The 24,476-nt window shown below is 43.4% G+C and carries 24 protein-coding genes, 1 riboswitch and 2 other annotated features; of the genes, 4 read left to right on the top strand and 20 right to left on the bottom strand.

Features of this window, described 5'->3' with window-relative positions:
• Positions 1 to 2 precede the first annotated feature (2 nt).
• The 4 genes from D4N35_RS18345 to brnQ form a co-directional block, all read right to left on the bottom strand.
• Positions 3 to 611, bottom strand: coding sequence for a phosphoribosylanthranilate isomerase (locus D4N35_RS18345; protein ID WP_235870283.1), 609 nt, complete (start codon positions 609 to 611; stop codon positions 3 to 5).
• Positions 612 to 1,400, bottom strand: a complete 789-nt coding sequence (trpC, locus tag D4N35_RS18350) for an indole-3-glycerol phosphate synthase TrpC (RefSeq protein ID WP_235870284.1) — start codon at positions 1,398 to 1,400, stop codon at positions 612 to 614.
• Between the two features lies 1 nt (position 1,401).
• Positions 1,402 to 2,427 carry an anthranilate phosphoribosyltransferase gene (trpD, locus tag D4N35_RS04125; protein ID WP_120070426.1) on the bottom strand — a complete coding sequence of 342 codons (1,026 nt, stop codon included), beginning with the start codon at positions 2,425 to 2,427 and terminating at the stop codon, positions 1,402 to 1,404.
• Between the two features lie 68 nt (positions 2,428 to 2,495).
• Positions 2,496 to 2,747 (bottom strand) — a binding site (T-box leader).
• Between the two features lie 34 nt (positions 2,748 to 2,781).
• Positions 2,782 to 3,034: a binding site (T-box leader), on the bottom strand.
• Between the two features lie 82 nt (positions 3,035 to 3,116).
• Positions 3,117 to 4,487, bottom strand: coding sequence for a branched-chain amino acid transport system II carrier protein (brnQ, locus tag D4N35_RS04130; RefSeq protein WP_120070432.1), 1,371 nt, complete (start codon positions 4,485 to 4,487; stop codon positions 3,117 to 3,119).
• A gap of 215 nt (positions 4,488 to 4,702) precedes the next feature.
• Here brnQ and D4N35_RS04135 point away from each other — a divergent pair, with 215 nt between their 5' ends.
• From D4N35_RS04135 to wrbA, 3 genes are all read left to right on the top strand, one after another.
• Positions 4,703 to 5,134 (top strand): MarR family winged helix-turn-helix transcriptional regulator, encoded by a 432-nt coding sequence (locus tag D4N35_RS04135; RefSeq protein WP_120070435.1) that lies wholly within the window; start codon positions 4,703 to 4,705, stop codon positions 5,132 to 5,134.
• 159 nt (positions 5,135 to 5,293) lie between these two features.
• Positions 5,294 to 5,917: an alpha/beta hydrolase gene (locus tag D4N35_RS04140; RefSeq protein ID WP_120070437.1), complete on the top strand. Its 624-nt coding sequence runs from the start codon at positions 5,294 to 5,296 to the stop codon at positions 5,915 to 5,917.
• Positions 5,918 to 5,971: 54 nt separating this feature from the next.
• Positions 5,972 to 6,583: an NAD(P)H:quinone oxidoreductase gene (wrbA, locus tag D4N35_RS04145; protein ID WP_120070440.1), complete on the top strand. Its 612-nt coding sequence runs from the start codon at positions 5,972 to 5,974 to the stop codon at positions 6,581 to 6,583.
• A 365-nt stretch (positions 6,584 to 6,948) separates the two neighbouring features.
• On the opposite strand, the gene D4N35_RS04150 is transcribed toward wrbA, so the two are convergent.
• The 9 genes from D4N35_RS04150 to D4N35_RS04190 all read right to left on the bottom strand — a co-directional run bounded on the left by D4N35_RS04150 (position 6,949) and on the right by D4N35_RS04190 (position 13,893).
• Positions 6,949 to 7,170, bottom strand: a complete 222-nt coding sequence (locus D4N35_RS04150; protein WP_120070444.1) for a hypothetical protein — start codon at positions 7,168 to 7,170, stop codon at positions 6,949 to 6,951.
• Positions 7,171 to 7,219: 49 nt separating this feature from the next.
• A complete protein-coding gene (locus D4N35_RS04155) occupies positions 7,220 to 8,005 on the bottom strand; it encodes a TatD family hydrolase (protein ID WP_120070448.1) in 786 nt (261 codons plus the stop codon).
• Positions 8,002 to 8,757, bottom strand: coding sequence for an ABC transporter ATP-binding protein (locus tag D4N35_RS04160; RefSeq protein ID WP_120070452.1), 756 nt, complete (start codon positions 8,755 to 8,757; stop codon positions 8,002 to 8,004). Before D4N35_RS04160 ends, D4N35_RS04155 begins: the two co-directional genes overlap by 4 nt.
• Positions 8,754 to 9,518, bottom strand: a complete 765-nt coding sequence (locus D4N35_RS04165) for an ABC transporter permease (RefSeq protein ID WP_120070455.1) — start codon at positions 9,516 to 9,518, stop codon at positions 8,754 to 8,756. Before D4N35_RS04165 ends, D4N35_RS04160 begins: the two co-directional genes overlap by 4 nt.
• Complete coding sequence (locus D4N35_RS04170) at positions 9,518 to 9,808, bottom strand: MTH1187 family thiamine-binding protein (protein ID WP_120070458.1); 291 nt, start codon at positions 9,806 to 9,808, stop codon at positions 9,518 to 9,520. Before D4N35_RS04170 ends, D4N35_RS04165 begins: the two co-directional genes overlap by 1 nt.
• Positions 9,809 to 9,810: 2 nt before the next feature.
• Positions 9,811 to 10,818: an ABC transporter substrate-binding protein gene (locus tag D4N35_RS04175; protein ID WP_120070461.1), complete on the bottom strand. Its 1,008-nt coding sequence runs from the start codon at positions 10,816 to 10,818 to the stop codon at positions 9,811 to 9,813.
• A 66-nt stretch (positions 10,819 to 10,884) separates the two neighbouring features.
• Positions 10,885 to 10,996, bottom strand: a riboswitch (TPP riboswitch).
• 192 nt (positions 10,997 to 11,188) lie between these two features.
• On the bottom strand, positions 11,189 to 12,427 hold the full coding sequence (locus tag D4N35_RS04180; protein ID WP_120070464.1) for a helix-turn-helix domain-containing protein: 1,239 nt from the start codon (positions 12,425 to 12,427) through the stop codon (positions 11,189 to 11,191).
• An 89-nt stretch (positions 12,428 to 12,516) separates the two neighbouring features.
• A complete protein-coding gene (locus tag D4N35_RS04185) occupies positions 12,517 to 13,422 on the bottom strand; it encodes a TIGR01777 family oxidoreductase (RefSeq protein WP_120070467.1) in 906 nt (301 codons plus the stop codon).
• Positions 13,423 to 13,440: 18 nt separating this feature from the next.
• Positions 13,441 to 13,893 carry an SRPBCC family protein gene (locus tag D4N35_RS04190; protein ID WP_120070470.1) on the bottom strand — a complete coding sequence of 151 codons (453 nt, stop codon included), beginning with the start codon at positions 13,891 to 13,893 and terminating at the stop codon, positions 13,441 to 13,443.
• A 98-nt stretch (positions 13,894 to 13,991) separates the two neighbouring features.
• Between D4N35_RS04190 and D4N35_RS04195 the strand changes: the two genes are divergently transcribed.
• Positions 13,992 to 14,552, top strand: coding sequence for a hypothetical protein (locus D4N35_RS04195; protein ID WP_120070473.1), 561 nt, complete (start codon positions 13,992 to 13,994; stop codon positions 14,550 to 14,552).
• A gap of 360 nt (positions 14,553 to 14,912) precedes the next feature.
• Here the strand turns inward: D4N35_RS04195 and D4N35_RS04200 are convergent, their stop codons facing one another.
• The 7 genes from D4N35_RS04200 to D4N35_RS04230 form a co-directional block, all read right to left on the bottom strand.
• Positions 14,913 to 15,371, bottom strand: a complete 459-nt coding sequence (locus D4N35_RS04200; RefSeq protein ID WP_120070476.1) for a hypothetical protein — start codon at positions 15,369 to 15,371, stop codon at positions 14,913 to 14,915.
• A 137-nt stretch (positions 15,372 to 15,508) separates the two neighbouring features.
• Complete coding sequence (locus D4N35_RS04205; protein ID WP_164876283.1) at positions 15,509 to 16,636, bottom strand: glycerate kinase family protein; 1,128 nt, start codon at positions 16,634 to 16,636, stop codon at positions 15,509 to 15,511.
• A 267-nt stretch (positions 16,637 to 16,903) separates the two neighbouring features.
• Complete coding sequence (locus D4N35_RS04210; RefSeq protein ID WP_120070478.1) at positions 16,904 to 17,563, bottom strand: hypothetical protein; 660 nt, start codon at positions 17,561 to 17,563, stop codon at positions 16,904 to 16,906.
• 117 nt (positions 17,564 to 17,680) lie between these two features.
• The gene (locus D4N35_RS04215; RefSeq protein ID WP_120070480.1) at positions 17,681 to 19,021 is read right to left on the bottom strand and encodes an ISL3 family transposase; all 1,341 of its coding nucleotides are present in this window, start codon (positions 19,019 to 19,021) and stop codon (positions 17,681 to 17,683) included.
• A gap of 115 nt (positions 19,022 to 19,136) precedes the next feature.
• Positions 19,137 to 20,033, bottom strand: a complete 897-nt coding sequence (locus tag D4N35_RS04220; RefSeq protein ID WP_091772775.1) for a DUF2268 domain-containing putative Zn-dependent protease — start codon at positions 20,031 to 20,033, stop codon at positions 19,137 to 19,139.
• Positions 20,017 to 20,790, bottom strand: a complete 774-nt coding sequence (locus D4N35_RS04225) for a MerR family transcriptional regulator (protein WP_120070483.1) — start codon at positions 20,788 to 20,790, stop codon at positions 20,017 to 20,019. Before D4N35_RS04225 ends, D4N35_RS04220 begins: the two co-directional genes overlap by 17 nt.
• A 406-nt stretch (positions 20,791 to 21,196) precedes the next feature.
• Positions 21,197 to 24,343: an Ig-like domain-containing protein gene (locus D4N35_RS04230; protein ID WP_120070486.1), complete on the bottom strand. Its 3,147-nt coding sequence runs from the start codon at positions 24,341 to 24,343 to the stop codon at positions 21,197 to 21,199.
• Positions 24,344 to 24,476 lie beyond the last annotated feature (133 nt).

A 24,476-nucleotide genomic window follows, 5' to 3' on the forward strand; every position in this document is an offset into this window, starting at 1 on the left:
CCTTAATAAGATTGTTTTGCCGTTTTGATAAAATCAATTAGTTTTTGATGGTCTTTTTTCCCGTTTGTTTCCACGCCGCTTGATACATCCACTGCCGCGGGCTGGACTTGCCTGATCGCTTCAGTCACGTTGGCTTGATTGAGGCCGCCAGCCAAAATCATTTTTTCCCTTGGAAGGTTTTGATCCTGTAGAAGGCTCCAATCGAACGGCTTCCCGCTTCCTCCGCGGTAATGGATTCCGGGACTGTCCACAAGGTAAAAGTCACATTCGTATTCAGACAACTTTTTCACGTCGGCTGCTTTCTTGATGGTAAAAGCCTTAATGAGCGGAAGCGATAGCTCTTTGCAAAATGCCGGTGTTTCATCTCCATGGAGCTGGATGTAATCAAGTCCGGCTGTTTCTGCGATACGACGAATATTTTCAATTGTTTCGTTGACAAAAACGCCAACCGCAGCCACATGGTCAGGAAGCCGTCCCACGATATTCTTTGTGGCATCAGGCTCGATCCTCCTTGAACTGTCGGCAAAAACGAATCCGAGCATGTCGGCTCCCGCTTCGTACGCCGTTTGTGCTGTTTCCATTGTTGTAATGCCGCAAATTTTCACTTTCAATCAGCGCACCGCCCTGCGCAGCGGAATCCGGATTTCATCCATCGTTGCAGCGATATCCGCCGATCGCATGAGCGTTTCCCCGACAAGCACCGCCCTGGCTCCCGCAGCTTCTGCAAATGCAACATCTTCCCGAGTCCGGATCCCGCTTTCGCTGACAACCACAATATTTTCGTCCTTTATTAAAGCGGCTACCCGCTCTGTCACCGCCAAATCGACGTTGAATGTTTTCAAGTCGCGGTTATTGATGCCGATAATATCCGCACCGATCCGGAGGGCCGTCTCCGCTTCCTTCTCATTGTGGACTTCAAATAACACATCCATGCCAAGCGATTTCGCGTAGCCATACAAATCCCTGAGCTGCTCTTCCTTCAATGCCGCTGCAATGAGTAAAATGATGCTTGCCCCATGATCAACGGCTGTGTCGATTTGCACACGGTCAATCATGAAATCCTTGCAAAGCAGAGGGATTTCAGGTACTGCTGAAGCAACTGCCGACAAATCAGCCATCGATCCGTTGAAAAACTGCCGGTCCGTCAGTACCGAAATCGCCGCGGCACCAGCTTTTTCATATTGCTTTGCCTGCGTGACCGGGTCCACCGTTTGATTGATGTCCCCTTTGGATGGCGAAGCGCGCTTCACCTCTGCAATGACGCTCATCGTCTCGGATGTCCTTAAGCTTTCATATAATGATTTTCTTTTCACAGGCTTTTGGTGCTTAAAACTATAAATGGCTTTCAGTTCGTTTACTTCTATTTCTTTCTGTGCAATGATACGATCCAAAATTGTCATATTAAACCACTCCCCGCTCTAATCTCCCGTTTTTTCTGATTAAAAACTCCAATTTTGACATGGCCGCCCCTGAATCGATGCTTTCCTTTGCCAATTGAATCCCTTCCTGGATCGTGTCCGTCCTGCCGCTTGCAAAAATCCCTACCCCGGCGTTCAGAAGAACGGTATCACGGAAAGGGCCGTCATCCCCGCGCAATATACTCATCAAGATGCTGGCATTTCTTTCCGCATCTCCGCCTGTAATTTCTTCCAATGAATAAGTTGGGAGGCCGGCTTCCTCAGGAGTCAAGGTGATTGAATGAAGCTTCCCTCCATCCAAAATGACCAGATGATTTTCACCTGCCAGTGACAATTCATCCATATGGCCTGCTCCATTTACGATAACCGCGCGCTTTCTTCCAAGTCTCTTCAGAACGCTTCCCATCAGCTCCAATTTATCGCGGCGGTAAATTCCCATCAGCTGAGTGTCGAGTTCAATCGGATTCGTCAAAGGCCCGATCAGGTTAAAAATGGTCGGAACCCGTAAATCCTTTCTAACTTTCATCACCTGCTTCATTCCGGGGTGAACGTACGGTGCGAATAAAAAAGCGATATTATTTTCTTCGAGCAGCTCTTCCGTCTGTTCCGGCGTACATTCAAGCGCCACTCCCAAATGCTCCAGAACATCCGCGCTGCCTGTCTGGCTGGACACACTCCTGTTTCCGTGCTTGGCGATTTTGATGCCGGCTCCGGCAATGACAAACGCAGAAGCTGTGCTGATATTGAAGCTTTTCGAACCATCGCCGCCTGTTCCACAGTTGTCCATAACGCTTCCCCGGACCGATTTGATGGGAACTGATTTTTCACGGATGGCCTGAACCAACCCCGCGATTTCGTCCGCCGTTTCCCCTTTTAACGCAAGGAGCCCGAGCAATGCCCCCGCCTCACTGTCCGAAGCTTCCCCCGTAAAAAGAAGCCCGGCCGCTTCCTTCATCTCTTCTATGCTCAAACTTTCACCGGCCATCAGTTTTTGCAATTGTGATTTCATGTGAATAACCTCCCGTTTTTATCTTTTACAAAACAAAAAGCCCTCTATAAATACACATAAGTGCATTTATAGAGGGCGATATAGTCGCGGTGCCACCTCTTATTGAAGATCATCAAACATCTCCATCTCATTCGGGTACAGCGCCTTTTTTAACATGCGCGATACCCTATCCCTGTAACGGGGGAAGCCGTCTTTCCCTACTCGATTCAGGAAAACTCTCATAAGCCCATTCCACAAAGCGGTGCGCGCCGGATTCCCACCATCACCGGCTCTCTGTTCCGTCACCTGCCAAGTGTACTCTTCTTATTCATCGATTTTTATTTTTTAAATTATAATACAAAAAGGGCCCCTCATCCAAAGGACGAGGGAACCCGTGGTACCACCTTTATTAGCCGAAGAACGGCTCGCTTTGCCGGCAGCAAGCTTGATCGCTTATTGCCCGTCTCTTTTAACGTCGAGACCCACGTCGAAACCTACTGCCTGCCCGCGGCAAGGTTCAGTTTGAAGGCTCGGAAGTCCATTCACCGTTTCCGCACACCAGTTCTCACCTGCCACTGGCTCTCTTAAGTGCTGAAAAACAGCTACTCCTCTTCGTCACAGCCGAAAATATCCGTTAAAGTTTTAATTATTTAAGATGATAACTTTTTGATAAATGGAAGTCAAGGACTTTTTCATTTTTTTAAGTCAATTTAGACTTCAGTTGCCCGCATATCTTCCTGCTTTTGATATTTCACACGTCCGATGATTCCTGTCACCAGGATGACAACAAGCACCGGCACAAGCCAGCCGAGGCCTTCCGTGTACATTGGAAGATTGTTTTTATAAAAGTCAATGATTGAAAACAGCCAATTCGGATACTGAATCTCAAAAGTATCAAAGAATGTTTTCAAACCGTCGATGATGCTGATGCAGAAAGTCACAGCAATCGTAGCAACATAAACAAGCCTTGAATGTTTAAATAACGGCGACAGGAATGTGAGAAGCATGAGTACAATGGCCAGCGGATACAGGAACATCAGCACCGGAACCGAGTAATTGATAATGTTCGCCAACCCGAAATTCGCAATCGTAAATGACAGCAGGGAAAAGAATAGAACAAATGCTTTGTAGCTGATTTTTGGAAAAAGCAAGTTAAAATACTCGCCGCATGCTGTAATCAGTCCGATGCTTGTTGTAAGACAGGCAAGAATGATGATTATCGCAAGCATCACTGCTCCGAACGTTCCGAAATAATAAGAGGATGCATTGCTTAAAACAGGTCCGCCCGTATCAAAAAGACCGAACATTTCGGTGCTTGTCGCACCCAAATAGGCGATTCCCACATAAATGATTCCTAGAAAAATAGTTGCAACTATACCCGATTTCATCGTTGCCGACAGAATTTCTTTTTTAGACGTGATGCCAAGTGCCCTGATCGCGTTGATGACAATGATACCAAAAACAAGTGATGCAAGGGCATCCATCGTATTGTAGCCTTCGGTGAATCCTTTCATGAACGCACCGCTGCTGTAGGCTTCCTGAGGAGCTTCAAATGATCCCATCGGTTTGACAATGACGGTAATCAATAAAACCGCCAGAAGAATGATAATCCCCGGTGATAGGATTTTTCCGACACGGTCGACAATTTTTGATGGATTCAAAGAAAGCCAGAGAGTGACGCCGAAAAACAGCAGAGTAAAAATAAATAGCCCTATTTTGACATAATCATCGCCCACAAAAGGAGCAATCCCGATATCATAAGCTACGGCCCCTGTCCGCGGAGTAGCAAAAAAAGGTCCAATTGTCAGATAAAGAAGCGCAGTAAAAATCACGGCGTAAACCGGGTGAATCCGGCTTGCCAATTCCTGAAGATTACGGCTTCCCGAAAATCCCATGGCCAGGATTCCCAGGAACGGCAAACCTGTTCCTGTAATTAAAAATCCGATAACTGCAGGCCAAAGATTAGTTCCTGCATTTTGCCCGAGTGAAGCCGGAAAAATGAGATTCCCCGCTCCGAAAAACAAAGCAAATAACATCACTCCAATGACGAAGTATGATGAAAATGAAAGTTTTTCCTTCATAATGATTTGTTCCCCTCCAAGATGTAAGAAAAGTAAGAAATTTTGTCGAAATATTTATTTTATCAGACTTTACTATAATACCTTTTTTATGGCATGTGTGCAACGGACGGAAGATTTTTCAAGATTCATTACTCGACAATAAGTATCCTGCGGTTTAAAATTATACTGAATTCAAAATATATGAATTAAGGATAATTGTAGAATGGAGGTGCGAAATGAGCCAAAACTTATCATTAAAATCATTTGTCGTTTTAATGAAGGCGGCCAAGTCGATGCAGGAAAAAATCAAACAGGATGTGTCCAATTATGGAGTCAATCTTTCGGAGTTCACAGTTTTGGAGGCACTCTATCATAAGGGACAGATGACGGTTCAGCAGATTTGCAGCAAAGTGCTGATCGCCAGCGGGTCGATGACCTATGTGATCGACAAACTGGAGAAAAAGGGAATGCTTGAAAGGAAAGCCTGTCCCGAAGATCGCAGGGTTGTCCATCTAATGTTGACCGAAGCGGGAAAGGCATTCATGGAAAAAGTTTTTCCAAAGCACCAACAATTGATTGAAGATATTTTTGGTGATGTTAGTGAAAAGGAAAAAGAAATGTTAATCGATCTGCTTAAAAGAATCGGCCAACGTGCTAACAATATATGAAAGGAGCTTTCATGATGAATAAAACAACAGACGGCATCCACCATATCACTGCGATTGTCGGACATCCGCAGGAGAAGCTGGACATTACGTTAATCTTGTTTGAAGAGAAAATTCAGTAAAATTTTATGTTTTCTTATCTTTCAATGAAAGGAGTACACAATGAAACATATTTTTCAAAAAGGGCCTAATCCCGCAGCTCCCACTTTACTTTTGCTTCACGGCACGGGTGGAACAGAAACGGACCTTCTCCCTCTTGCCGAAAAAATCGACAAGGACGCTTCCGTTTTGAGTGTGCGCGGAAATGTCCTGGAAAATGGGATGCCCCGGTTTTTTCGAAGATTGGCCGAAGGCGTATTCGACGAAGCCGATCTGATTTTCCGGACAAAGGAATTGGATGAATTTTTGGATGAGTCAGCGGAAAAGTATGAATTTAACCGAAATAATGTGGTGGCCATCGGTTATTCGAACGGAGCCAATATTGCGGCAAGTTTACTCTTCCACTCTGAAGATTCATTAAAAGGCGCTATTTTACATCATCCGATGGTCCCAAGGAGAAACATCGAACTTCCGAATCTGACAGGCAGACACATTTTTATAGCGGCCGGAAAAAACGATCCCATGTGCCCGCCACACGAGTCTTTAGAACTTCAAGACCTGCTTTCCGGAGCGCATGCGGATGTGACTGTACATTGGGAAAATAACGGACATCAACTCACTTGGACGGAAGTTGAAGCGGCTGCCGGCTGGTATAGAAAAATCGGCCTCCGAAATTCCGAAGATTGACTTCTGCAAAAAAGGGGAAACTAAAAGTTGAAACTAACTCAAGGAGGCAATGAAATGGAGAATGTAAAACTGGCAGTCATCTACTATAGCTCAACAGGAACAAACCATCAATTGGCCAAATGGGCGGAGGAAGGAGCGAAGGAAGCGGGCGCTGAAGTAAAAGTATTAAAAGTGCCTGAACTGGCTCCCCGGTCTGCCATTGAATCGAATCCATTATGGAAAGCCCATGCGGATGCAACGGAAGATGTGCCTGAAGCCAAATCCGAGGATTTGGAATGGGCGGATGCCATCATTTTCAGCGTTCCAACCAGATTCGGCAACGTTGCGAGTCAAATGAAACAGTTTCTTGATCTGCAGGGCGGCCTTTGGGCTCAAGGGAAACTTGCAAACAAAGTGGTCAGCGCCATGTCTTCAGCACAGAACCCCCACGGCGGCCAGGAAGCAACAATCTTGGCATTGTATACAACCATGTATCATTGGGGCGCCATTGTGGCGGCTCCGGGATATACGGATCCCGTTTTGTACGGAGCGGGCGGAAATCCGTACGGGACAAGCGTCTCTGTTGACCAGGATGGCAACATGGTCGAGGATGTGAAGGACGCCGTAAAATATCAGGCCAAGCGGACCGTCACGGTGGCGGAGTGGGTGAAAAAAGGGAGCCAGTAAGCGGCGATTGGCTCCAGTTCTTATGTAGAAGATTCGTCGATTTTTAAGAAAAGCGGAAGCGCCTTGCCCATCGGACGTACAGACTGGAGTGCCTCCGACGAGATAAAGGAAACACGGCGAGGAACGAGCCGATGTTGACTTATCGTAGGAAAGCTTCTTCTTCGAGAGTCTTCCTAAGCTTTGCGACGAGCTGAACAAGGCTTCCTTGATAAGCTATGGCGCAGGAGCACCAGAGGTGCGAAGTCTGCTAGTCGATAGGCGCTGGAGCTAAACAACAAATGGCTTTGTTCAAAATTTTAAAGCTAAAACATCTTATACGCTTAAACAGCAAAAAAGCTGACCGCCGCCGGTCAGCTTTTTTGTGCTTATTCATCTTTTAAATCACGCGGGCCGTATGAAGCGTGTTTATCATCCTCGAACTCTTCTCGTTTTTCTACCAATTCATCGGATACATCATCGACTGGCATAACGAGCTGGTCGCGCTGCGCTTGCTTCACTTTATCATTGTAGAAAGCTTTGCCTTTTTCATTTCGTTCCTTCAAAGCTTTTGCTCTGTCTATTTTATCCTGTGTCGGTTTAGACTCCATGTTTGATCCCTCCACTCTCTTTACTCTTCTTTTTCCGTTCTGAGGGATGTTAAACCAGTTTTAGTTGATAGAAGTCAGCTGTGTTCTTATAAAGAGTTTCATAGACCTCTTCCAGCCTGCATTTTTTAATAGAAGCGATGCCGGCAATTGCTTCATGAATCATGTTCGGATGCGTCATTTTTCCGGAGAACGGTCCTTCAAAGCGCCACGGTCCATCCGTTTCCACCATCATTTGATCGAGCGGGTACGCCTTGACAAGCTCCTGAATTTCTTGTTCGTAAACCACATCAGGCGTCACGGAAATGAACCAGCCGTTAGCAATCATCCGCCGGACTGTCTTGGAATCTCCTTTAAACCAATGGAAATGCGCTTTCTCCACCCCATGTTTTTCAAGTAAGTCGCAGGTGATCGGTGCATCATCGTATACGGCGTGTAAGATGACCGGCTTGTCCCATTGTCTGGCCTTTACGATAAATTGTTCCAGCAATTCGATATATCCACTGATGGAAAAATTAGCTCCCTTTTCCGAACGCAAATAATAAGGCAGTCCGACTTCCCCGACAGCGACCATTTGCTCCTGATGTTTTTCCATCCATGAAAGCAGATCCTGAAGGTCCTCATCAGCAGGCAGTTCCTGCTCCGGATGGAATCCGAATGCCGCATGCACCCAGCGATATTTTTCAGCCAGGCGCAAATTGTGAAGGCAAGATTCCAAATGAAAGGAAACTGAAATTAAATCCGTACAACCAGCGGAATCCATTCCATCCAGGACTTCTTCCGTTTCCTTCCCCATGTATAGATCCAAGTGAATATGGGAATCGATGATCTTTTTCACTGTCGCTCACCTTCCCCGCTGCCATTTATGATCCAACTGCTGACCTCCTGTTTCCAGTCAAGGAACTCGCGCATAAAAAACAGGTCCTTCTCCCGCGGCCTGCCAAAAGGCAGCTTGAATTCCTTCATCACGGTCGCCGGCTTTGTTGACAGGACTGCAATCCGGTCAGAAAGGAAAAGAGCCTCTTCAATATTATGTGTCACGAACAGAATTGTCTTTTTATATTCCATCCATATGGATTGCAGCCATTGCTGCATATCCTGTCTCGTAAAATCATCAAGTGCCGAAAACGGCTCATCCAGCAAAATAAGCGGCTGGGGACTTAATAACGCCCTGATAAAAGCGGCCCGCTGCTTCATGCCGCCTGACAAAGCATCCGGCAACTCATTTTCGTATCCTGCAAGCCCGGCTTTTTCAATCATTTCCAAAGCCCGCGCTTTATCCGCTTTTCCGGCCAGCTCCTGTCCCAAGAGCACATTCTGCAAAATAGTCCGCCACGGAAACAGCGAGTGTTGCTGCGGCATATAGCTGATATGGCCGCGTTCCCCCGTAATTTCCTGTCCATCCAAAAAAACGCCGCCTTGATCTGGAGCCAGAAGTCCTCCGATAAGGTGAAAAAGTGTGCTTTTTCCGCTTCCGGAAGGACCGAGAATCGTGACAAATTCCCCTTCCTCAACCGAAAGCTGTAAATCCTTCAATATTTCTTTTCCCGCAAAGCTTTTGGACAAATGTCTGATTTCCAAGTGGCTCATCTATTAACCTTCTTTCTTCTCCATTTGACAAGCTTAGCTTCAGCAAATGTAATGACGGCAAAAAACAGCAGGCTCAACATCATGATGATAAAAATCGCTACAAATACCCGGTCCGTGCGGAAAGATGAAGAGGCCAGTGTCATATAGACTCCAATCCCGCTTTTTGCCCCGAGCCATTCGGAAATCACGGCTCCCATCACACTGTAGGTCGCTGAAATTTTCAAGCCTGAAAAAACGGAGGAGAGGGCATACGGCCACTCCAGCTTTGAAAACATCTGGATTTTGGAAGCCCCCGCCATCAGCATGTAATGCTTCATATCATGCGGAACATTCCGGAAACCGTCCATAGCCGCAACGGTCACCGGGAAAAAGCAGACAAGCGTAATGACGATGATTTTGGGCAGCAGCCCGAAGCCGAACCAAATGACCAATAGCGGGGCCAAGACGATGATTGGAACATTTTGCGATAAAATCAATAGCGGATAAACTGACTCCTGGACTCCCGGGAGTAAATGCAAAATGACGGCAGTCAGCAGGCCGACAGCACAGCCGATCACAAAACCTCCGGCTGCAAGCCCCACGGTCGATTGAAGATGCGGCAGAAGCCCCTCGAAACCTTCTATTCCTTCGGCAAAGATGGAAGAAGGTGCAGGAAGGAGCCACTCGGGAATATCGAGCATTTTTACCGCCAATTCCCATATACATAATAAAAGGAGGAGGACCGCTGCCGGCCTCCATCCTTTCTTTGCGACCCACTCCATTATTGGTATTTCTCCGTCAATTGGCCCATTGTTATCCCTTCCGGCTGATATAGTATTTTCACCTGGGAAATGACATTGCTGCTGCCTATTTCAATCATGCGCTCATTCATTCTTCTGATGACTTCCATCAACTCGGAGAATTCGCCTTCCATCGTTGTTTCCAACGGGTGCACCTCATATTTGACCCCTGCTTCCTGTATCACTTTGATCGCTTCATCCACATAGGGAATGACGTCTTCGCCGTTCTTTGTTTTCGGGATGATTTGTATGCTGACTAATGAGTTGGCCATTTTCAGTCCTCCTTTTCAGGTAAAAATTCATTGGTGAATGCTTTATCCACATTAATTTCTTTTTCAAGCAATCCTTTTTCGAGCATCCAATCCATATAATTTTGCCACACTTCGGCTTTTTGTTCTCCCCAGCGCGGGGCATCATCCTGATAGCGCGGTGCCAGCCATTCCTGGCTTTTCTTTACAAGTTCTGCGTCCAGATCTGGAACGGCTTTGATTAAAATATCAGCGGCCTCTTCAGGCTGGTCGATGGCAAATTCATAGCCTTTTGATACTGCAGCCATGAACGCTTTGACAGTCTCCGGATCTTTTTCAATCATTTTTTCGCTCGTCGAAATAACAGGTGTGTAATAATCGAGCTTGTCCGAGTAATCCGTAAGGTAGACCATATTGATCTTTTCACCGCGAAGCTCCGCTTCCACTCCGGTCCACGCATAATAGATCCAGGCGAAGTCAATATCTCTTTTTACAGCCGTAAAAAAGTCGGCATCCCCCATGTTTACGATGTCCACCTTCTCAACATCCGCACCTTCCGTTTCCATCAGGGATGCCAAAACCGCTTTTTCAAGCGGAGCCCCCCATCCACCATACGCTTTTCCTTCAAAGTCCTTTGGCGACTTGATATTTTTTTCTGCCGGGGATGCAAATCCCGATGTGTTATGCTGGATGACCGCGCCAATTGAAACAATCGGGACATTCTGAACACGCGCTTCCGTTATGCTCTCCTGATAGCTGACACCAAACTCGGATTTCCCTGAAGCCACAAGCTGATCCGCTCCGGCTTCCCCTGGCAGGATGATGTCCACATCCAATCCTTCCTCTTTGAAAAAGCCTTTCTCCTGTGCAACATATAACCCTGTATGGTTCGTGTTCGGCGACCAATCCAGGACAACAGACACCTTTTTAAGACTTTCCTCTTTCCCGGCTGAATCGCTCTTTTCCTTCGCTTGTCCACCGCAGCCGGCCAACAGTAATAAAACACTAAAGATACTTGCCAACCATTTTTTCATTGAATTTCCTCCCTGATGTCATATAAGAAATGGCGCCAAGGGAAAATGAACCCAAGGCGCCAAGGCATGCTAAAATTTGACGTTCCCTTCGCTGGTATGAGCCAGATCAGGTTCAAAGGGTCAGCATTTTCCCCGAATGCTTTCTCAACCGGCACCACCGGTTCCCCTACTTCATCATTATTTAATTCCCCCTCATTATAGCAGAAAAAAAAGAAAACTGCTCCAAAAAGAGCAGCTTCCCTGATCTGTACGCCAAATCAAACTGGTGGAAAAATAGGCGGTGACTGCGGAGTGATTCCGCCTCCGATAATCGGAGCAATGTAAAATACCCATGCAATGCTTGCGGTTACAAATAGTTTTTTCATTTTCATCACCTCTCTGCTATTTTTTTATAATAATAAAGTGCTCTATCCGTATCTCTAGCTAAATAATATTCTGCTAAGGATAAAGCATATTTATTATAATCTTCAATGAAAAAGAACTTTTCCAAAAACGGCAAGACATCGTTTTCAAGAAATGCCATTGCCTTTTCTTTATGGTCTTTTAATAAATATTGATAATATCGAAAAATCAATTCTTGCTTTTTCATAGAGTTAGCCTTTGTTTCCCCCAAAATCTTAGAAATATTCCGAAGTGCTTTTTCTTTCTCTCCTAGGGAGATCAAAAGCTCAGTATAGCTGCATAAGCTTACCAGGTATTCTTTCTGTGATTGGGCTTTTTCCATTGAAAGGAGGTAGTAATCAGCGGCCTCTTCGAATTTTCCCGTTTTTTCAAGCAACAGGGCGTAGTTGTTATACATGGTAGAAATTAATTCTTCTGTATTGATTAAATTCATGTTCCTGAATATAAAACGATACTGCTCTGCAGCATTTTCGTATAAACCCAGATCTGTGTATGCGATACCCAACAAAAACTGAGTATGTAGTATACGCAAATAGTTAAAAGTCCTGGAGTATGCCTCCAAAGCACTGTGACCATAAGCAACACTGCTGCTGTTGTCTTTCAAGTTGGCATAATTAAGTGCAATAAAATAATACATTTCCGCTTGCCAAGGGGAGGGCAATAAGTCGTTTGCCTCAAGTTTCAACAAAGTATCCAGTGACTTTTTATAATCTCCTTTAATAATATCAAATGCAGCATTGATATATTCATAAAGCTCTTTTTCTTGGGCACTTAAAGAATTCAAAATTTGCCTCAGTGTTTCCTGTTCCTTCACGGCTCTCTCAAAGTCATTGACGAGCAAAAAATATCGATATAAGTATAGGTGGTAGCGTGCAATGTAATTGGAGAAAGTAATGTATTCCCGCTGTTCTTCAACACGTTGGTAGCACTCTTCTGCGCGCTTCTTATCGTACGAAAGGACAGCATCCAATAAATCAGAGAGGTCGGCTGCAATCGTTTCCGAAGCTCTTTGAATCGAGTCTAACGAAATGCCCAAACGCTCGAGCAGGAGCATGATAGTTTCCTGATTCACTTCTTTGTTGTAATTCTCAAACTTGCTCAAATGTGTAACGGAACATATGCCATTGCACAGCTCAGATTGCGTCATATTTCGTAATTGGCGGTGATATTTAATCATTGCGCCGATATTCATTTTCTCCAAATTCATCTTTTCATCCTCTGGTCATACTACTTGTATAGATAAATAGTAGCACAATTTGGATAATAAATCTATTTTTTTCATGAACTTGTAATTTTTTACACTGAAAAAATATCTTTTAATGCCTCTTTTAAATCCGGAAACAAATAATCATATTGATTCTCCATTGCTTTTTCCGGAATCACGCGCTGGCCGCTTACCAGCATGCTGCTCATTTCTCCAAGCATTAATTTTAAAGCAAACTCGGGGACTGGAAGCCAATGCGGCTTTTCCAGAACGGAACCGATCACCTTCCCGAAATTTTTCATCTGTACGGGGGTTGGTGCAGTGACGTTGAGCGGGCCTTCAATGGCTGGAGTGTCGATCGCGAACTTGATCATGCCGGCGGCATCTTCCACATGAATCCAAGACACCCACTGTCTCCCGGACCCCACGGTCCCGCCGATGCCGAATTTATAGGGCAGCGCCATGAGCGGAAGCGCACCCTTATTGCCGAGAATGATTCCGAAACGGGCAAAAACTGTCCTGACATCAAGCCGGCTGGCTTCGGCCGCTTTTTCTTCCCACTTCTGCACAGTGCCGGCAAGAAAGTCACTGGCATTGCTTGTGCTTTTTTCAGTAAAAGTGTCTGTGTCCGACATACCGTAATATCCAACGGCGGAAGCGTTGATCAGGACTTGGGGCTTGCTCTCCAATTTTTCAATCAGCCGAATGATTTCCCCTGTGGCCTCCATCCGGCTTTTGATGATCCGCTCTTTCTTTTGCTTTGTCCAGCGAAAACCGTTGATTGATTCTCCGGCCAAATTCACGATGGCATCTACGTTTTCCAAATTTTCTTCTGGACGGCTGCCCTGCTTGAGCCACTCGACGGCCTGCATCCGGTCCGTCTGTCGGATCTTTTCAGCGTTTCTTGATAAAACCGTTACTTGGTTGCCATCAGCCAACAGCTTTTCCTGCAAAACCTGTCCGAGAAACCCGCTTCCGCCTGCAATGACTACATGCAATTGCTCCACACTCCCTTCTTACGAAAATATTTTTTTCACTTTATCATTCCGGTATGTAAACATCTCAGTCATTTTTCCTTTGACAAAGGGATGAAAAGCCGTACCTATCGCGCCGAATGGAAGAGCATACTGCAAATGGTCGCGGACTTCCGTCCCTTCTTCATTGTGGAAAAACAGATGTTCATGCCGCCAATAGGCGAACGGTCCTTTTTGCTGCTCATCTATGAAACGTTTAAGTTTTGCAACTTCTTTTATTTCGCCTTCCCACCTGGTGCGAAAGCCTGGAAAAGGGGACAGGGAATAGCTGATCCTCTGGCCTGTGAGCATGGAAGAAGGCGGTTCCTGCACGAATTGGAGTTTAAACTTTGGCGGCGTAAGTACGGCCAAATTATTTGGATTTGAAAAAAATTCCCACACTTCACTAATCGGAGCATTTACAATCAGGCTGTTTTCCATCGTATATATCTTCAAGCCGGCACCCCCTTTTCCCTTTATTATATGGTTTTATACGTTAAAAAACTGAGTAAAGCCAAATTAATAGGCTATAATGAAGAATCAGGTGATCTTTTATGAAAAATGATAGAAAAGCCCGGCTGAAAAAGCTGGTAAAAGAAAACAAAATAAAACGAGCGAAGATACAGCTTGCGGACGATTTATTGAAACACTACGGCATCAATATTTCCGGGAAAGAATATGCTGATTTTCAGATTTCCGAGAAAGTGCATTATGAAGTTTATGAGCAAATTAAAACTGACGAAACCAAATCTATGAGTTTCTCTTATAATGAAGAAATGCTCAAGTCGAAGATGAATTTTCTCTTTGACTACTTTCGGGATTACGGAAAAGAAACCATTTTGTTTTACCCATCCACATTCGGCTTTTACTTTAGAAGCAGCAATCAGCTTTATCTTGATTACCCAATTGCCCTCAAAATTCCGTTGGCAGAATGCAAAGAGATGGTAATAAAATTGATGTTGGACATGCGAGATGACTTAATTGTTGTATCGGAGAACTTAAAATTTGGGTTTGTTTTAAGTGAAGATGAATATTCATATGTGACGATAGATTATTGGGTAAAAAACAAAGGCGCAAGCGCCGGTTTATCGACGTACAGACTGGAGCGCTTCTGACGAGATAAAGGAAACACGCGCAGCGCAGCGGAGCGATGTTGCCTTATCGTAGGAAAGCTACTACTTGAGATGGCTTCGTGTGATGCTTCCTTGAGTTGGCGTCGTGCAGCTTTGCGACGAGGTGAGCCCATACCTCTTAGAGTAAGCTGCGCCGCAGGAGCACATTAAGCGTGAAGTCTGCTAGTCGATAGGCGCTGGCCTCCTTAAAGCGCCACGTCCTGTGGCGCCGGCGGCACTAGGACTTCCTGTCCGTCGGAGCCGGACGTAGCACAAAAAGATAATGAGTTATCAACAACTTAAGCGCTTTATACGCTAAACATATAAAAAGCCGATCGTTTAATGGATCGGCAATTTACATACTTATGTTAAGCTGATTGATTTTAATTCTTCCTGCTTTTTTTCAGTAACGGTAAATCCCAGTTTTTCAAGTGTCCGGATGATGCCGCTACAATAGTCTTTGTGTGCAATGAGGAACGTGCGGTCCGCTTCAATTTTTTCCTTTACGCTGGAAAGCATTGAGAAAAGTGCCGCCGTTTTTTCGTACGTTTCGTCTTTCGGCATATCTTCCAAAAGTGAGGTTGCTTCTTCTGTGACCGGCAAAATCCATATTTCGCACGGATTCGGAATTTCAAGCAGTTGATTGAATACATCCATTTTTTCCAACGGGGTTCTAAACGTAAAATCGGTCAGTTCATAAACACATGTTGTAGAATAATCGATATCAGGAAAAGGTGAAGGATCGCCTTTTACGAAAGATTTGACTTTTAAATTGGTTTCGCCAAGCGTATGGTCATCCGAGTGAGAAGAAATCGTATTCACTGTTATGCCCCCTCTCCAAATTTAGAGCTGTTCTTTTCTCTAAAAAGAGAAATACCCTTCTTTCCGGAATGTTAAACAGGGGCTCTCCTATAAACGCATCGCAAACAGCGGACGCTTTGAAGGATAAGGGAGGATATTTATTTGAAAAAGGTACGGCAAACCTGCTCAGCAGTATGTTCAAGGAGCTCGGGAGCTGATTCCATTGCTTCAGCAAGTGTCATTGGCCTCGTCATAATGCTGTGGACACTGACCACTCCAAATTGGTAAAGTCTTTCGATATCTTTCCCGACAGATCCTGCGATAATGATGGTTGGTACCCCCATATTCTTTGCTGCCTGCGCTGCTCTCATCGGCGTTTTGCCGAAGGCTGTCTGGAAGTCGGCCTGCCCTTCACCTGTGATTAACAAATCAGCACCTGCCAGCTGTTCCTTTAGCCTTGTATATTTCATTACAACCTCGGCACCCTTTTCCATTACAGATGGAAAAAATGCCTGAAAGGCACCGCCGAGTCCTCCGGCCGCCCCGGCACCCGGCATGTTGTGCAGCTTTACGCCCATAATTTCTTTTACCTTGTTCGCCCAATGCGTCATGTTTTGATCCAAAATTTGGGCGGTTTCTTCCGTAGCTCCTTTTTGGGGGCCGAAAACAAAGGAAGCGCCGCTTTTACCGACGAGCGGATTTTCAACGTCCGACGCGATAGCAAAATGACTTTCCTTGATGCGCGGATCAAAATTTTCTAAAGATATTTTGTGAACTTGGTTTAGTTTTCCGCCCCCGAATCCGATTTCTTTTTTTTCCTTATCTAAAATCTTTATCCCGAGCGCCTGCAGCATTCCTGCTCCGCCATCATTTGTCGCGGACCCGCCAAGCGCTACAATGAAGCTTCTAAAACCTTCGGAAAGGGCGCTTTTGATCAGTTCGCCTGTCCCATATGTCGTTGTAATAAGCGGATTACGTTCCTTTTCTGGGACCAGATCCAAGCCGGAAGCGCTCGCTATTTCTATGACGCATGTTTTTTCATCTCCAAGAATGCCGTAAAAAGCTTCGACCGGCTTTCCAAGCGGACCCGTTACTGTAACAGCAGTCTTCTTTCCGTTCGTTGCTGCCACAAGCGTATCCATCGTTCCTTCACCGCCGTCGGCCAAAGGGACAGTGATTGTTTTGGCGGCGGGAAAAGACTTTTTTATCCCTTTTTCAATGGCTGATGCGGCTTCAAAAGCGGAAATGCTGCCTTTGAAAGAGTCGGGTGCAATCACAATTTTTATTTTCAACTGCCTCCTTTGGAATTTCACTCTCCCTCATGGTATATCAACTTGTAGTCCGAATTAACCTTTCCCTTCCTCCCCGGTTACATATCCTTCCTATTCCAAGTTAATCTCTTTGATCACTTCGGAGTATTTCTGATCAATGAACTCCAGGATCACATCTTTCATTGTTCGATCAGTTAAAACAGCAATCTCTCTTATTTTTTTTGTAACCAGGTTCAGCTTCGATGACGATCCGGTCAAAAACCGACATAAAAAACTCCCTCCCTAATTTGTTTCAAAATAAGCGCTGTTAAGTAAATGGTGGGTCACTTCGCCCACATCCCCATCAAAGGCATCAGTAACACCCCATACCTCTTTCACCTTTGTACCGTTGATATGATGGTCCAGATCATGCAGGATCCGGTGAACATAGTGTAAGGCATCCTCATCTTTTTTCATGAAGGCCAACTCCAGGAGCGCCTCAGCATTTTTTAAATCATTCTCCATTTTGCTCGGTTCAACAAAATCATGTAGATCCAGGAGATACTCCGCCATTTCAGCTGGATCCAGGGTCTCCCAAAGTATTTGTTCACCTTTTTCCCATCCTAAAAGTTGATTATAATAATCATGCAGCTTTTTCAGTTTTCCTTTGCCATCTACTTCATAGCCAGACTTCCAGACAACATTTTGATCATACTCTTTTATTTCCGGCATGGGAGGACCGACATCCGACTGCGGCCAGTTACGGTAATCTTTTACCCACTCAGCGCCCGCCGGAGCGTCCGCTGGCTCAATCTCTGGTTCCGTTCCATCCAGCAAGGAATTCGCTTCAGCTTGAATCTTTGCCTCAGCAGAAATATCACTCGTGAATTTATAAACACCTACACCGATCAAAGCCGCCAGAGCGACCGCCCCGGCGATCACCAGACTCTTTAATTTGGGCATCGATTTTCTTTCCTCCCTTTTATTTATCACTTGATGTAGAAGCCCCGCAATGCAAATGTTAATGCTAGTACTAATGTTAATAATATTGGGTAATCGGAAAATAGTGTGGAAAGAGGGTTAAAAAGTACCCTCTTCCATAGCCTTAGACAGTGTGGAAAAATCAGCACCATAAATTTCTTCATACACCCATTCATAACCAGTTTGTGACCAACTTGGGAATTGATCGGGTAACATTTTTCCAAAAGTAACTTCAACTTCTTTGAATTTCTTTTTCTTTTTAACTTTACGATAGCCTTGAGTAAACAAAATCTTTGCTCTAAGGGCTTCAAAAGAATAACCACGACCAACATGGTTCATTGTCTTAATTAAACGATTGAGGGATTCCGTATAAGCGTTTGTAATAGGAGAATTGAAATAGTTGAATATTTCTTCTTCCCAATTATTCATAGCCCTAATCAGATCTTCAAAATAAGTCATTAATTCTTTAGGTACATTTGAAACCCAATTTTGATAGAGTATATAGGCATCGTTGATTGATTCAGCTTCATAGATGTCAAAGAATTGCTCTTTGAGTTCATAAGCCTGTCCGAGTAATGGAAAGTTCTGAGTCCATACCTGTAGCTTTATCTGGTCATCAAAGTCTGTTAAGTCTTTACTCCTTGTAAGAAGCACATAACGATCTCTCATAAGTTGTCTACGTTCTTTGGCTGTAATATTTTTACGGTTAGCTTTTCGGATTTTCTCTAAGGCTTCATTGGCTAATTTAACGACATGGAATTTGTCAATTACGATTTTGGCATGTGGTATCACTGTGTTAACAGCACTCTTATAAGGATTCCACATATCCATTGCTACAAGTTCAATTTTATCAATGTCTTGGAGCTTTGAAAGATAACTGATAACATTATCTTTATTGCGTTTGCGTAAGATGTCAATTACTGACTTGTTTTCAACATCTGTGATGACACAACGATAGTTTTTAAGTAAATGGACTTCATCAATACCAAGCCATTTAGGAGTTCTAAAATCAGTTTGAGCTTCAAGCTCATCAACGTAGTCATTAAAGATGTTTCGTACAGTCTTTTCGTCAACGCCAATCTCTTCTGCAACACTGGTAAACGTTTTTACAAGGCTTGCTTCTTGAATCCAATTAATTAGCCTATTGGTAACAGAACGGCCTTCATCTATATCTGGAAGACTTTCAAAGAATGTAGCCCCACACTCATTACATTTGTAACGTTGTCTTTTAACGAAGATGCCAACTCGTTTAGCGTGCATCGGCAAATCAAAGAATAATTGTTCCTTTTTACCATGCTTATATAGATTAGCAACCGTACCACATTTTGGGCAATAAGAAGGAGGTGGCAATGTAGTCTCAACTAAGAACCTATAATCATATTCACTCTCCTTCATATCAAGAATCTTAAAACTTGGTAGATTGAGCATATTAGTTGTCATTATTTCATTTCCCTTTGTTTTATTGAGCATTTAATAAGAAAATCATATGAATTGCAGTTAAATAAGAAAGGCATTACTTAGCTATCACAGTAATGCCTTCATTAGTACAAACAGGTTATTTAGAAAACAGTCCACAATTGCTTAGTATTTCATCTGTGCCAAGTAAGGTAGCTTCTTCTATCCCCACATTATTGGTTTCCATGAAAGACTGCACTGCATGGTAGCCTACTGCATAACCAGCAAATGGTGATAAGCCAACAGGTTGATAGCCTTGTTCCTTTGCAATGGTATCACCAAACATATAACTGCTGACCTCAGCAAACCCTTTAATATCTAAAGCATCCTTTATAACTTCTTTTGAATATTCTAAGTCCTCTTTATCAAAAGAAGTAACCCAAGGTCCTAAAAGATCTTCTCCATAAAGTTCTTTTGCAAATGACTCAGCTAAACCCTCTATAATTAAGTAATCACCAACGGTAACGTCTCCATGATCCCAATCAAAATATGAAAAACGGATATTATGATGGAATTCATGTGCAATTACAGCAGGAATCCTTGGAATATTATAGGAGTTTGGGTAAATAGATACTTGAATAAACCCTGGAATTCCTCCAAAACCACAATAACCTTTTTGTAATTCGAGCTTCTTCGGGTCAGCTATATACATACCAAATCTCAATTCATCAGCATTAATATTTATATTATTTTTTTCAATAAAATCAATACAATGATTCAAAGTGCTATGTGCTGTTTGAAGAGCCTGAATTTCTTTTAAACTTTCTAATGCTTGTCTTCCAGTTTGAGTATCTGATACATTAAGATAGCCAAGCATATTTGTAGCCATTATTACATCATACCCATTAGGTTGCTTAGCCTTTAATGGAACATTAATCATATTCCACATCTTTTCAAAAGGCTTCATCATTGAGTACCGATAAAAATTTTCTTTATCTTCTTCCATTGAAAACAATTTATCGTATTGTTCAATTGTATCCTCAATTATTATTTTCATTGCTACCACCTCTTATTTGATTATTCGTAAAGACCTCCATCGCCTTACTCATGAGTTTTGCTAAACCCTCACCATACTGATCTATATTTTTTGTGAAACGTTCATCATTAATATAAAGTTGACCTAATCCATAAAAGGCATCAAGAGAGTACTTACTAAAATTTTCATTTAAAAAGTCATACCATTGTTTAATTGTTGCTTGTACCTCTTGGGATTCGGGGGATTGATCACGAAGGCATGCAAGTTTATTGAAGATCATATCCCATCTATCAGATAAATCATTTTGTTCATCTTTGGACATTCCCTTTAGTTTTGCGTTTATCTCATCAATAGATTGATTTCCCCAACGGCGACGAGCCTCTTCTTCAAATTGGTTGAATCCAACGTTAATTCCCTCAAACCTCTCTTCATTCGTCATTTGTATTTCTCCCGCCATATGTTTAATCGTCTTATCAATGGTTTCAATCATTTTATCGACTTTTTTTCGTTTCTCAATCAACATTTTTCGTTGTAAAATCAATGCTTCTTGTCGGTTAAATAAAGGGCTGTTAATAATCTTTTTAATTTCCTTTAAGGTGAATCCAAGTTCCTTGAAAAATAAAATTTGTTGTAATGTTTCAAGGTTTTCTTCTGAATAGAGTCGATAACCAGAATCAGTGATTTCTTTTGGGGTCAACAATCCAATCTGATCATAATGATGAAGTGTACGAATACTAACACCAACCAATTCTGCCACTTCTTTTACCTTCATATCCATCACTTTGCACCTCCTTCAATTACCACTATAGAGTATTAAGTTACGTTAGAGTCAATAGAAAGAAGATACTTTATGAAAAGGGATTTTGTATTGAAATACTTATTTTTAAATGAAGAGCTTTTTTGTGAGCAATTATGAGGGTTTATAAGAATTCCACACTATTATCCGATTTACGATAAGATAAACATTATCTATTTATTTGGGGTTTTCCACACGATAATCCGAATACCCATAATATTTTTATTAATAATGCTATCGTTAATGCTAATGTAAAATCAAATTATCATCCCCTGACACCGCAAGTCAAGGAGACGATTGTTTGTTATTTAGAAGCTTGATTTCAGGCTCCTTCTCATTATAATTGGCCGAATACTAAAACCCCCGGCAGGCCGAGGGTTTTAGTAAATTATTTTTTATATTTTTTCACCTTCACTTTTGCAGCTTTGCTTGTATTTCCGGCTGCGTCTTTTGCTGTCACAGACAGCGTAGTTCCGGCTTTTTGCTTCTTGATTTTCACTTTGAACTTGCCTTTTGCATCGGCCTTTTTCTTCCCAAGCGTTTTTCCTTTATGTTTTACATAAACAACGGCATTCTTTTCTGTTTTACCGGAAACAAATTTGTCCCGATCCGTCACCTTGTTTACCTTAGGCACCGTCGGAGGAGTTTTGTCCTTAACCGTCACTTTAACTGCCTTGCTTTCATTTCCTGCAGCATCTTTTGCTGTCACATAAAGAACAGTACCGGCTTTTTGTTTCTTAATCGCGACTTTAAAATTACCCTTCGCATCAGCTTTTTTCTTCCCTATTGTCTTCCCTTTATGCTTCACGAAAACCATTGCACCGGATTCCGTTTTACCGGTCACAGCCTGATCCGAATCGCCGACCGACTTCACCTTCGGCTCTGCAGGCGGTGTTTTATCAATCACAACAATTTTGGCTGCTTTGCTCTCTTTTTTGGAAACACTCTTAGCAGTAATAGAAAGCTCCGTCCCGGCTTTTTGTTTCTTAATCTTTACTTTGAATTGGCCTTTGTTGTCGACTTTGGCCTCCCCAAGCAACTGTTTCTTTGCTTTAACAGCAACGGTCGTTCCTTTTTCCGCCTGGCCTGTCACAACTGTATCACCGTCACTTACCGGCTTTACTTTAGGGGTTTTAGGAACCGGTGTTTCCTGGACTGCAACCCTGATGGAAGCCACTCCGTCATTTGCCACCAATTGCAGGACTTTATTCGCTTGCTGCGGGCGAATCGGAATTGAAAATGTCCCGTTTTTCTCCGCTGTCCCTTCTGCGATAAGAGTTTTACCATCCTTTAATTCAAGCTTCGTTCCACTTACTGCTTTCCCCGTGATTTTTGTATCATTGTCGCTTAAAGGATTGATAGCAAGTCCCAAGCCAACAGTATTGAAGGCGCTCCAGACATTCAGCCTGCCCCAGCCGGAAACTTCGTCGTATCCCGGTTCTAAGACTCTGACCGGATAATCGTCGTCCACGTAATCCGGTTCACTCACAGGCTCCTCAACAGCAATATCGTCTGCTGTTTCGGTCAATATCCTTCTTACTTTTTCCGGTTCCAATTTCGGATTTTCAGACAGTAATAATCCTGCAGCAGCCGCAACATGAGGGGTTGCCATCGATGTACCGCTGAGATAAGTGACATTTCCGTTCGGAAGCAAGCTCGGAATGTCTGCCCCTGGAGCCACGAGATCAAGTCCTTCTCCGTAACTCGAAAAGTCGGAAACAATATCAAGCCTGTTAGATGCCCCCACGGCAATGGAATACTTGGAAGCAGCCGGGTAATCCAACATATCCACCCCATCATTCCCGCTGGCGGCGACGATGGTCACATTTTTAGATGCAGCATACTTTAACTGTTCTTCTATTACCCTGCTATACGGCCCGCCGAGACTAAGGTTAATGACACGGGCCCCTTTGTCTACAGCGTACTTGATTCCCAAAGCAATTTTCTCAGTATCGCCGCTTCCGCTGGCATCAAGGACTTTTACAGGTAAAATTTTCGCGTTTGGATGGATACCCGTCATGGAATAATTATTATCCACTCCTGCTGCAATGATTCCTGTAACGTGAGTTCCATGGCCTTCGTCATCGTATGCATCATCATCTCGGTTCGCAAAATCATACCCCGGAATAACTTTTTCTTCCAAGTCAGCTAGAGTATGATCAACTCCTGTATCCACGACTGCAATGACAACATTTCCGAGCTGTTTTTTCTTATAAGTTTCATAGAGTTTTTCAAATCGGATATCGGCGTTAGCCTTACCATGATCTTGCCCTGTATTTTTCAGGCTCCATTGCGAGCCGGACTGGACATCTGTAAAAGGTGGAACAGGTGGTTTATCGGAGGCATTTTTATGATATGTATACACAGGCTCCGCATACTCTACTTCCGGTAATTTCTCCAAATTTTTAGCTATTGTCTCCGGTTTTTCACCCGCGTCCAGAACATACATATTATTCAGGGAAGTGGCATTCCCCTTAACCGTTTTGATAGAAGTTGATTTCGCGATCCCTTTAGCCTTCTTTTGAAATTCAGAAGCGGCTTTTCCACTCTTTAATTTAACGATGACCCGGTCTGTATCCGATTGTGAAACAGCCATTCCATTTTCTTGTAAAATTGTAGAAATCTTTTTATCTATCAACTTGTCAATGCCGATCTCTTTTGCGATTTTTTCAATTTCCGGCTTAAGCCAGCCGGGCACATTTTGGATGACAATCTCATACAGTTCATTGATCGCTTTCTGATCCTTTTCGGTCAAAGAATAGTCACTGCCATCCCCTTTTTCCGCCAGCTCACTGAAAATCGGCTTCAATTTGACCAAATCGTTATAAACTTGATCTTTAGTCTTTTTGTCAAAAGTCATTTTGGCGACAAGGAAAGGCGCCACCTTATAGTACAGGGAAGTCAATTCTTGTCCCTTGTCCGTTTTTGACAGCAGTTCGTCTCTTACCAGCCGGAGTTCTTTTAAAATTTCCACACCCGCTTCCCGTTTATTTACACTTAATTCAACGGGACAAGCCTCCTCTGGCAAGTCGGCCGGGGACAACGTTTCTCCTTTATAGCCGATAGTATAATCGACTGCCTGCGGTTCTTCCATTTCACCTTCGTTTTCTTCTGTTTCTATCTCTTCAAAGGTGCCGTAATATTCCACTTTAATAAAATAAGCGCCTTTCCAGGCGTGCGGCATATGAATGACTGCAGATGCCCCTTCAGTGATTTCAGCTCTATAGTTATCAAACGTAAAATCCTGTTCAGCCCTGTTTTTATCAGGATAAACTGAAACATTTCCTTCAAAATCTCCGGAGACTTCTATTTCCATATGCGTATCTTGTTTAATCTCCTCGTCCGTCGGCTCTATTTTATACCATCGAACTTCTCCAGGTTCACTGAAACTTCCATTCAGCGTCTCGCCTTTTTTAAGCCGAATCGCCTCATCTGCAGTTCCCGGACTGGCTTGCGGAGCAAGCGGCTGCACTACACTAAGAAACAGCATAATAGCTAGCAGAAATGCAGTGTACTTAATTTTCCCCTTTTTCATACATTCACCCCATTAATTTAATATAATAGGATTATACGATAATTCAAGATTAATTAATAGCTACTTTGGAAATATTTTTTATCTATTGAAAAAACTCCCACCATGAAAGTAGCGCACAAAAAAAAAGAAACCC

This window comes from Siminovitchia fortis (genome assembly GCF_003605365.2).
GTDB classification, from domain to species: Bacteria; Bacillota; Bacilli; order Bacillales; family Bacillaceae_C; genus Siminovitchia; species Siminovitchia fortis.

Coding starts and splice junctions, on each gene's coding strand:
- trpC (WP_235870284.1), bottom strand. CDS start 1,400: ATGACAATTTTGGATCGTATCATTGCACAGAAAGAAATAGAAGTAAAC.
- trpD (WP_120070426.1), bottom strand. CDS start 2,427: ATGAAATCACAATTGCAAAAACTGATGGCCGGTGAAAGTTTGAGCATA.
- brnQ (WP_120070432.1), bottom strand. CDS start 4,487: ATGAAGGAAAAACTTTCATTTTCATCATACTTCGTCATTGGAGTGATG.
- D4N35_RS04135 (WP_120070435.1), top strand. CDS start 4,703: ATGAGCCAAAACTTATCATTAAAATCATTTGTCGTTTTAATGAAGGCG.
- D4N35_RS04140 (WP_120070437.1), top strand. CDS start 5,294: ATGAAACATATTTTTCAAAAAGGGCCTAATCCCGCAGCTCCCACTTTA.
- wrbA (WP_120070440.1), top strand. CDS start 5,972: ATGGAGAATGTAAAACTGGCAGTCATCTACTATAGCTCAACAGGAACA.
- D4N35_RS04150 (WP_120070444.1), bottom strand. CDS start 7,170: ATGGAGTCTAAACCGACACAGGATAAAATAGACAGAGCAAAAGCTTTG.
- D4N35_RS04160 (WP_120070452.1), bottom strand. CDS start 8,757: ATGAGCCACTTGGAAATCAGACATTTGTCCAAAAGCTTTGCGGGAAAA.
- D4N35_RS04165 (WP_120070455.1), bottom strand. CDS start 9,518: ATGGAGTGGGTCGCAAAGAAAGGATGGAGGCCGGCAGCGGTCCTCCTC.
- D4N35_RS04170 (WP_120070458.1), bottom strand. CDS start 9,808: ATGGCCAACTCATTAGTCAGCATACAAATCATCCCGAAAACAAAGAAC.
- D4N35_RS04175 (WP_120070461.1), bottom strand. CDS start 10,818: ATGAAAAAATGGTTGGCAAGTATCTTTAGTGTTTTATTACTGTTGGCC.
- D4N35_RS04180 (WP_120070464.1), bottom strand. CDS start 12,427: ATGAATTTGGAGAAAATGAATATCGGCGCAATGATTAAATATCACCGC.
- D4N35_RS04195 (WP_120070473.1), top strand. CDS start 13,992: ATGAAAAATGATAGAAAAGCCCGGCTGAAAAAGCTGGTAAAAGAAAAC.
- D4N35_RS04210 (WP_120070478.1), bottom strand. CDS start 17,563: ATGCCCAAATTAAAGAGTCTGGTGATCGCCGGGGCGGTCGCTCTGGCG.
- D4N35_RS04215 (WP_120070480.1), bottom strand. CDS start 19,021: ATGACAACTAATATGCTCAATCTACCAAGTTTTAAGATTCTTGATATG.
- D4N35_RS04220 (WP_091772775.1), bottom strand. CDS start 20,033: ATGAAAATAATAATTGAGGATACAATTGAACAATACGATAAATTGTTT.
- D4N35_RS04225 (WP_120070483.1), bottom strand. CDS start 20,790: ATGGATATGAAGGTAAAAGAAGTGGCAGAATTGGTTGGTGTTAGTATT.
- D4N35_RS04230 (WP_120070486.1), bottom strand. CDS start 24,343: ATGAAAAAGGGGAAAATTAAGTACACTGCATTTCTGCTAGCTATTATG.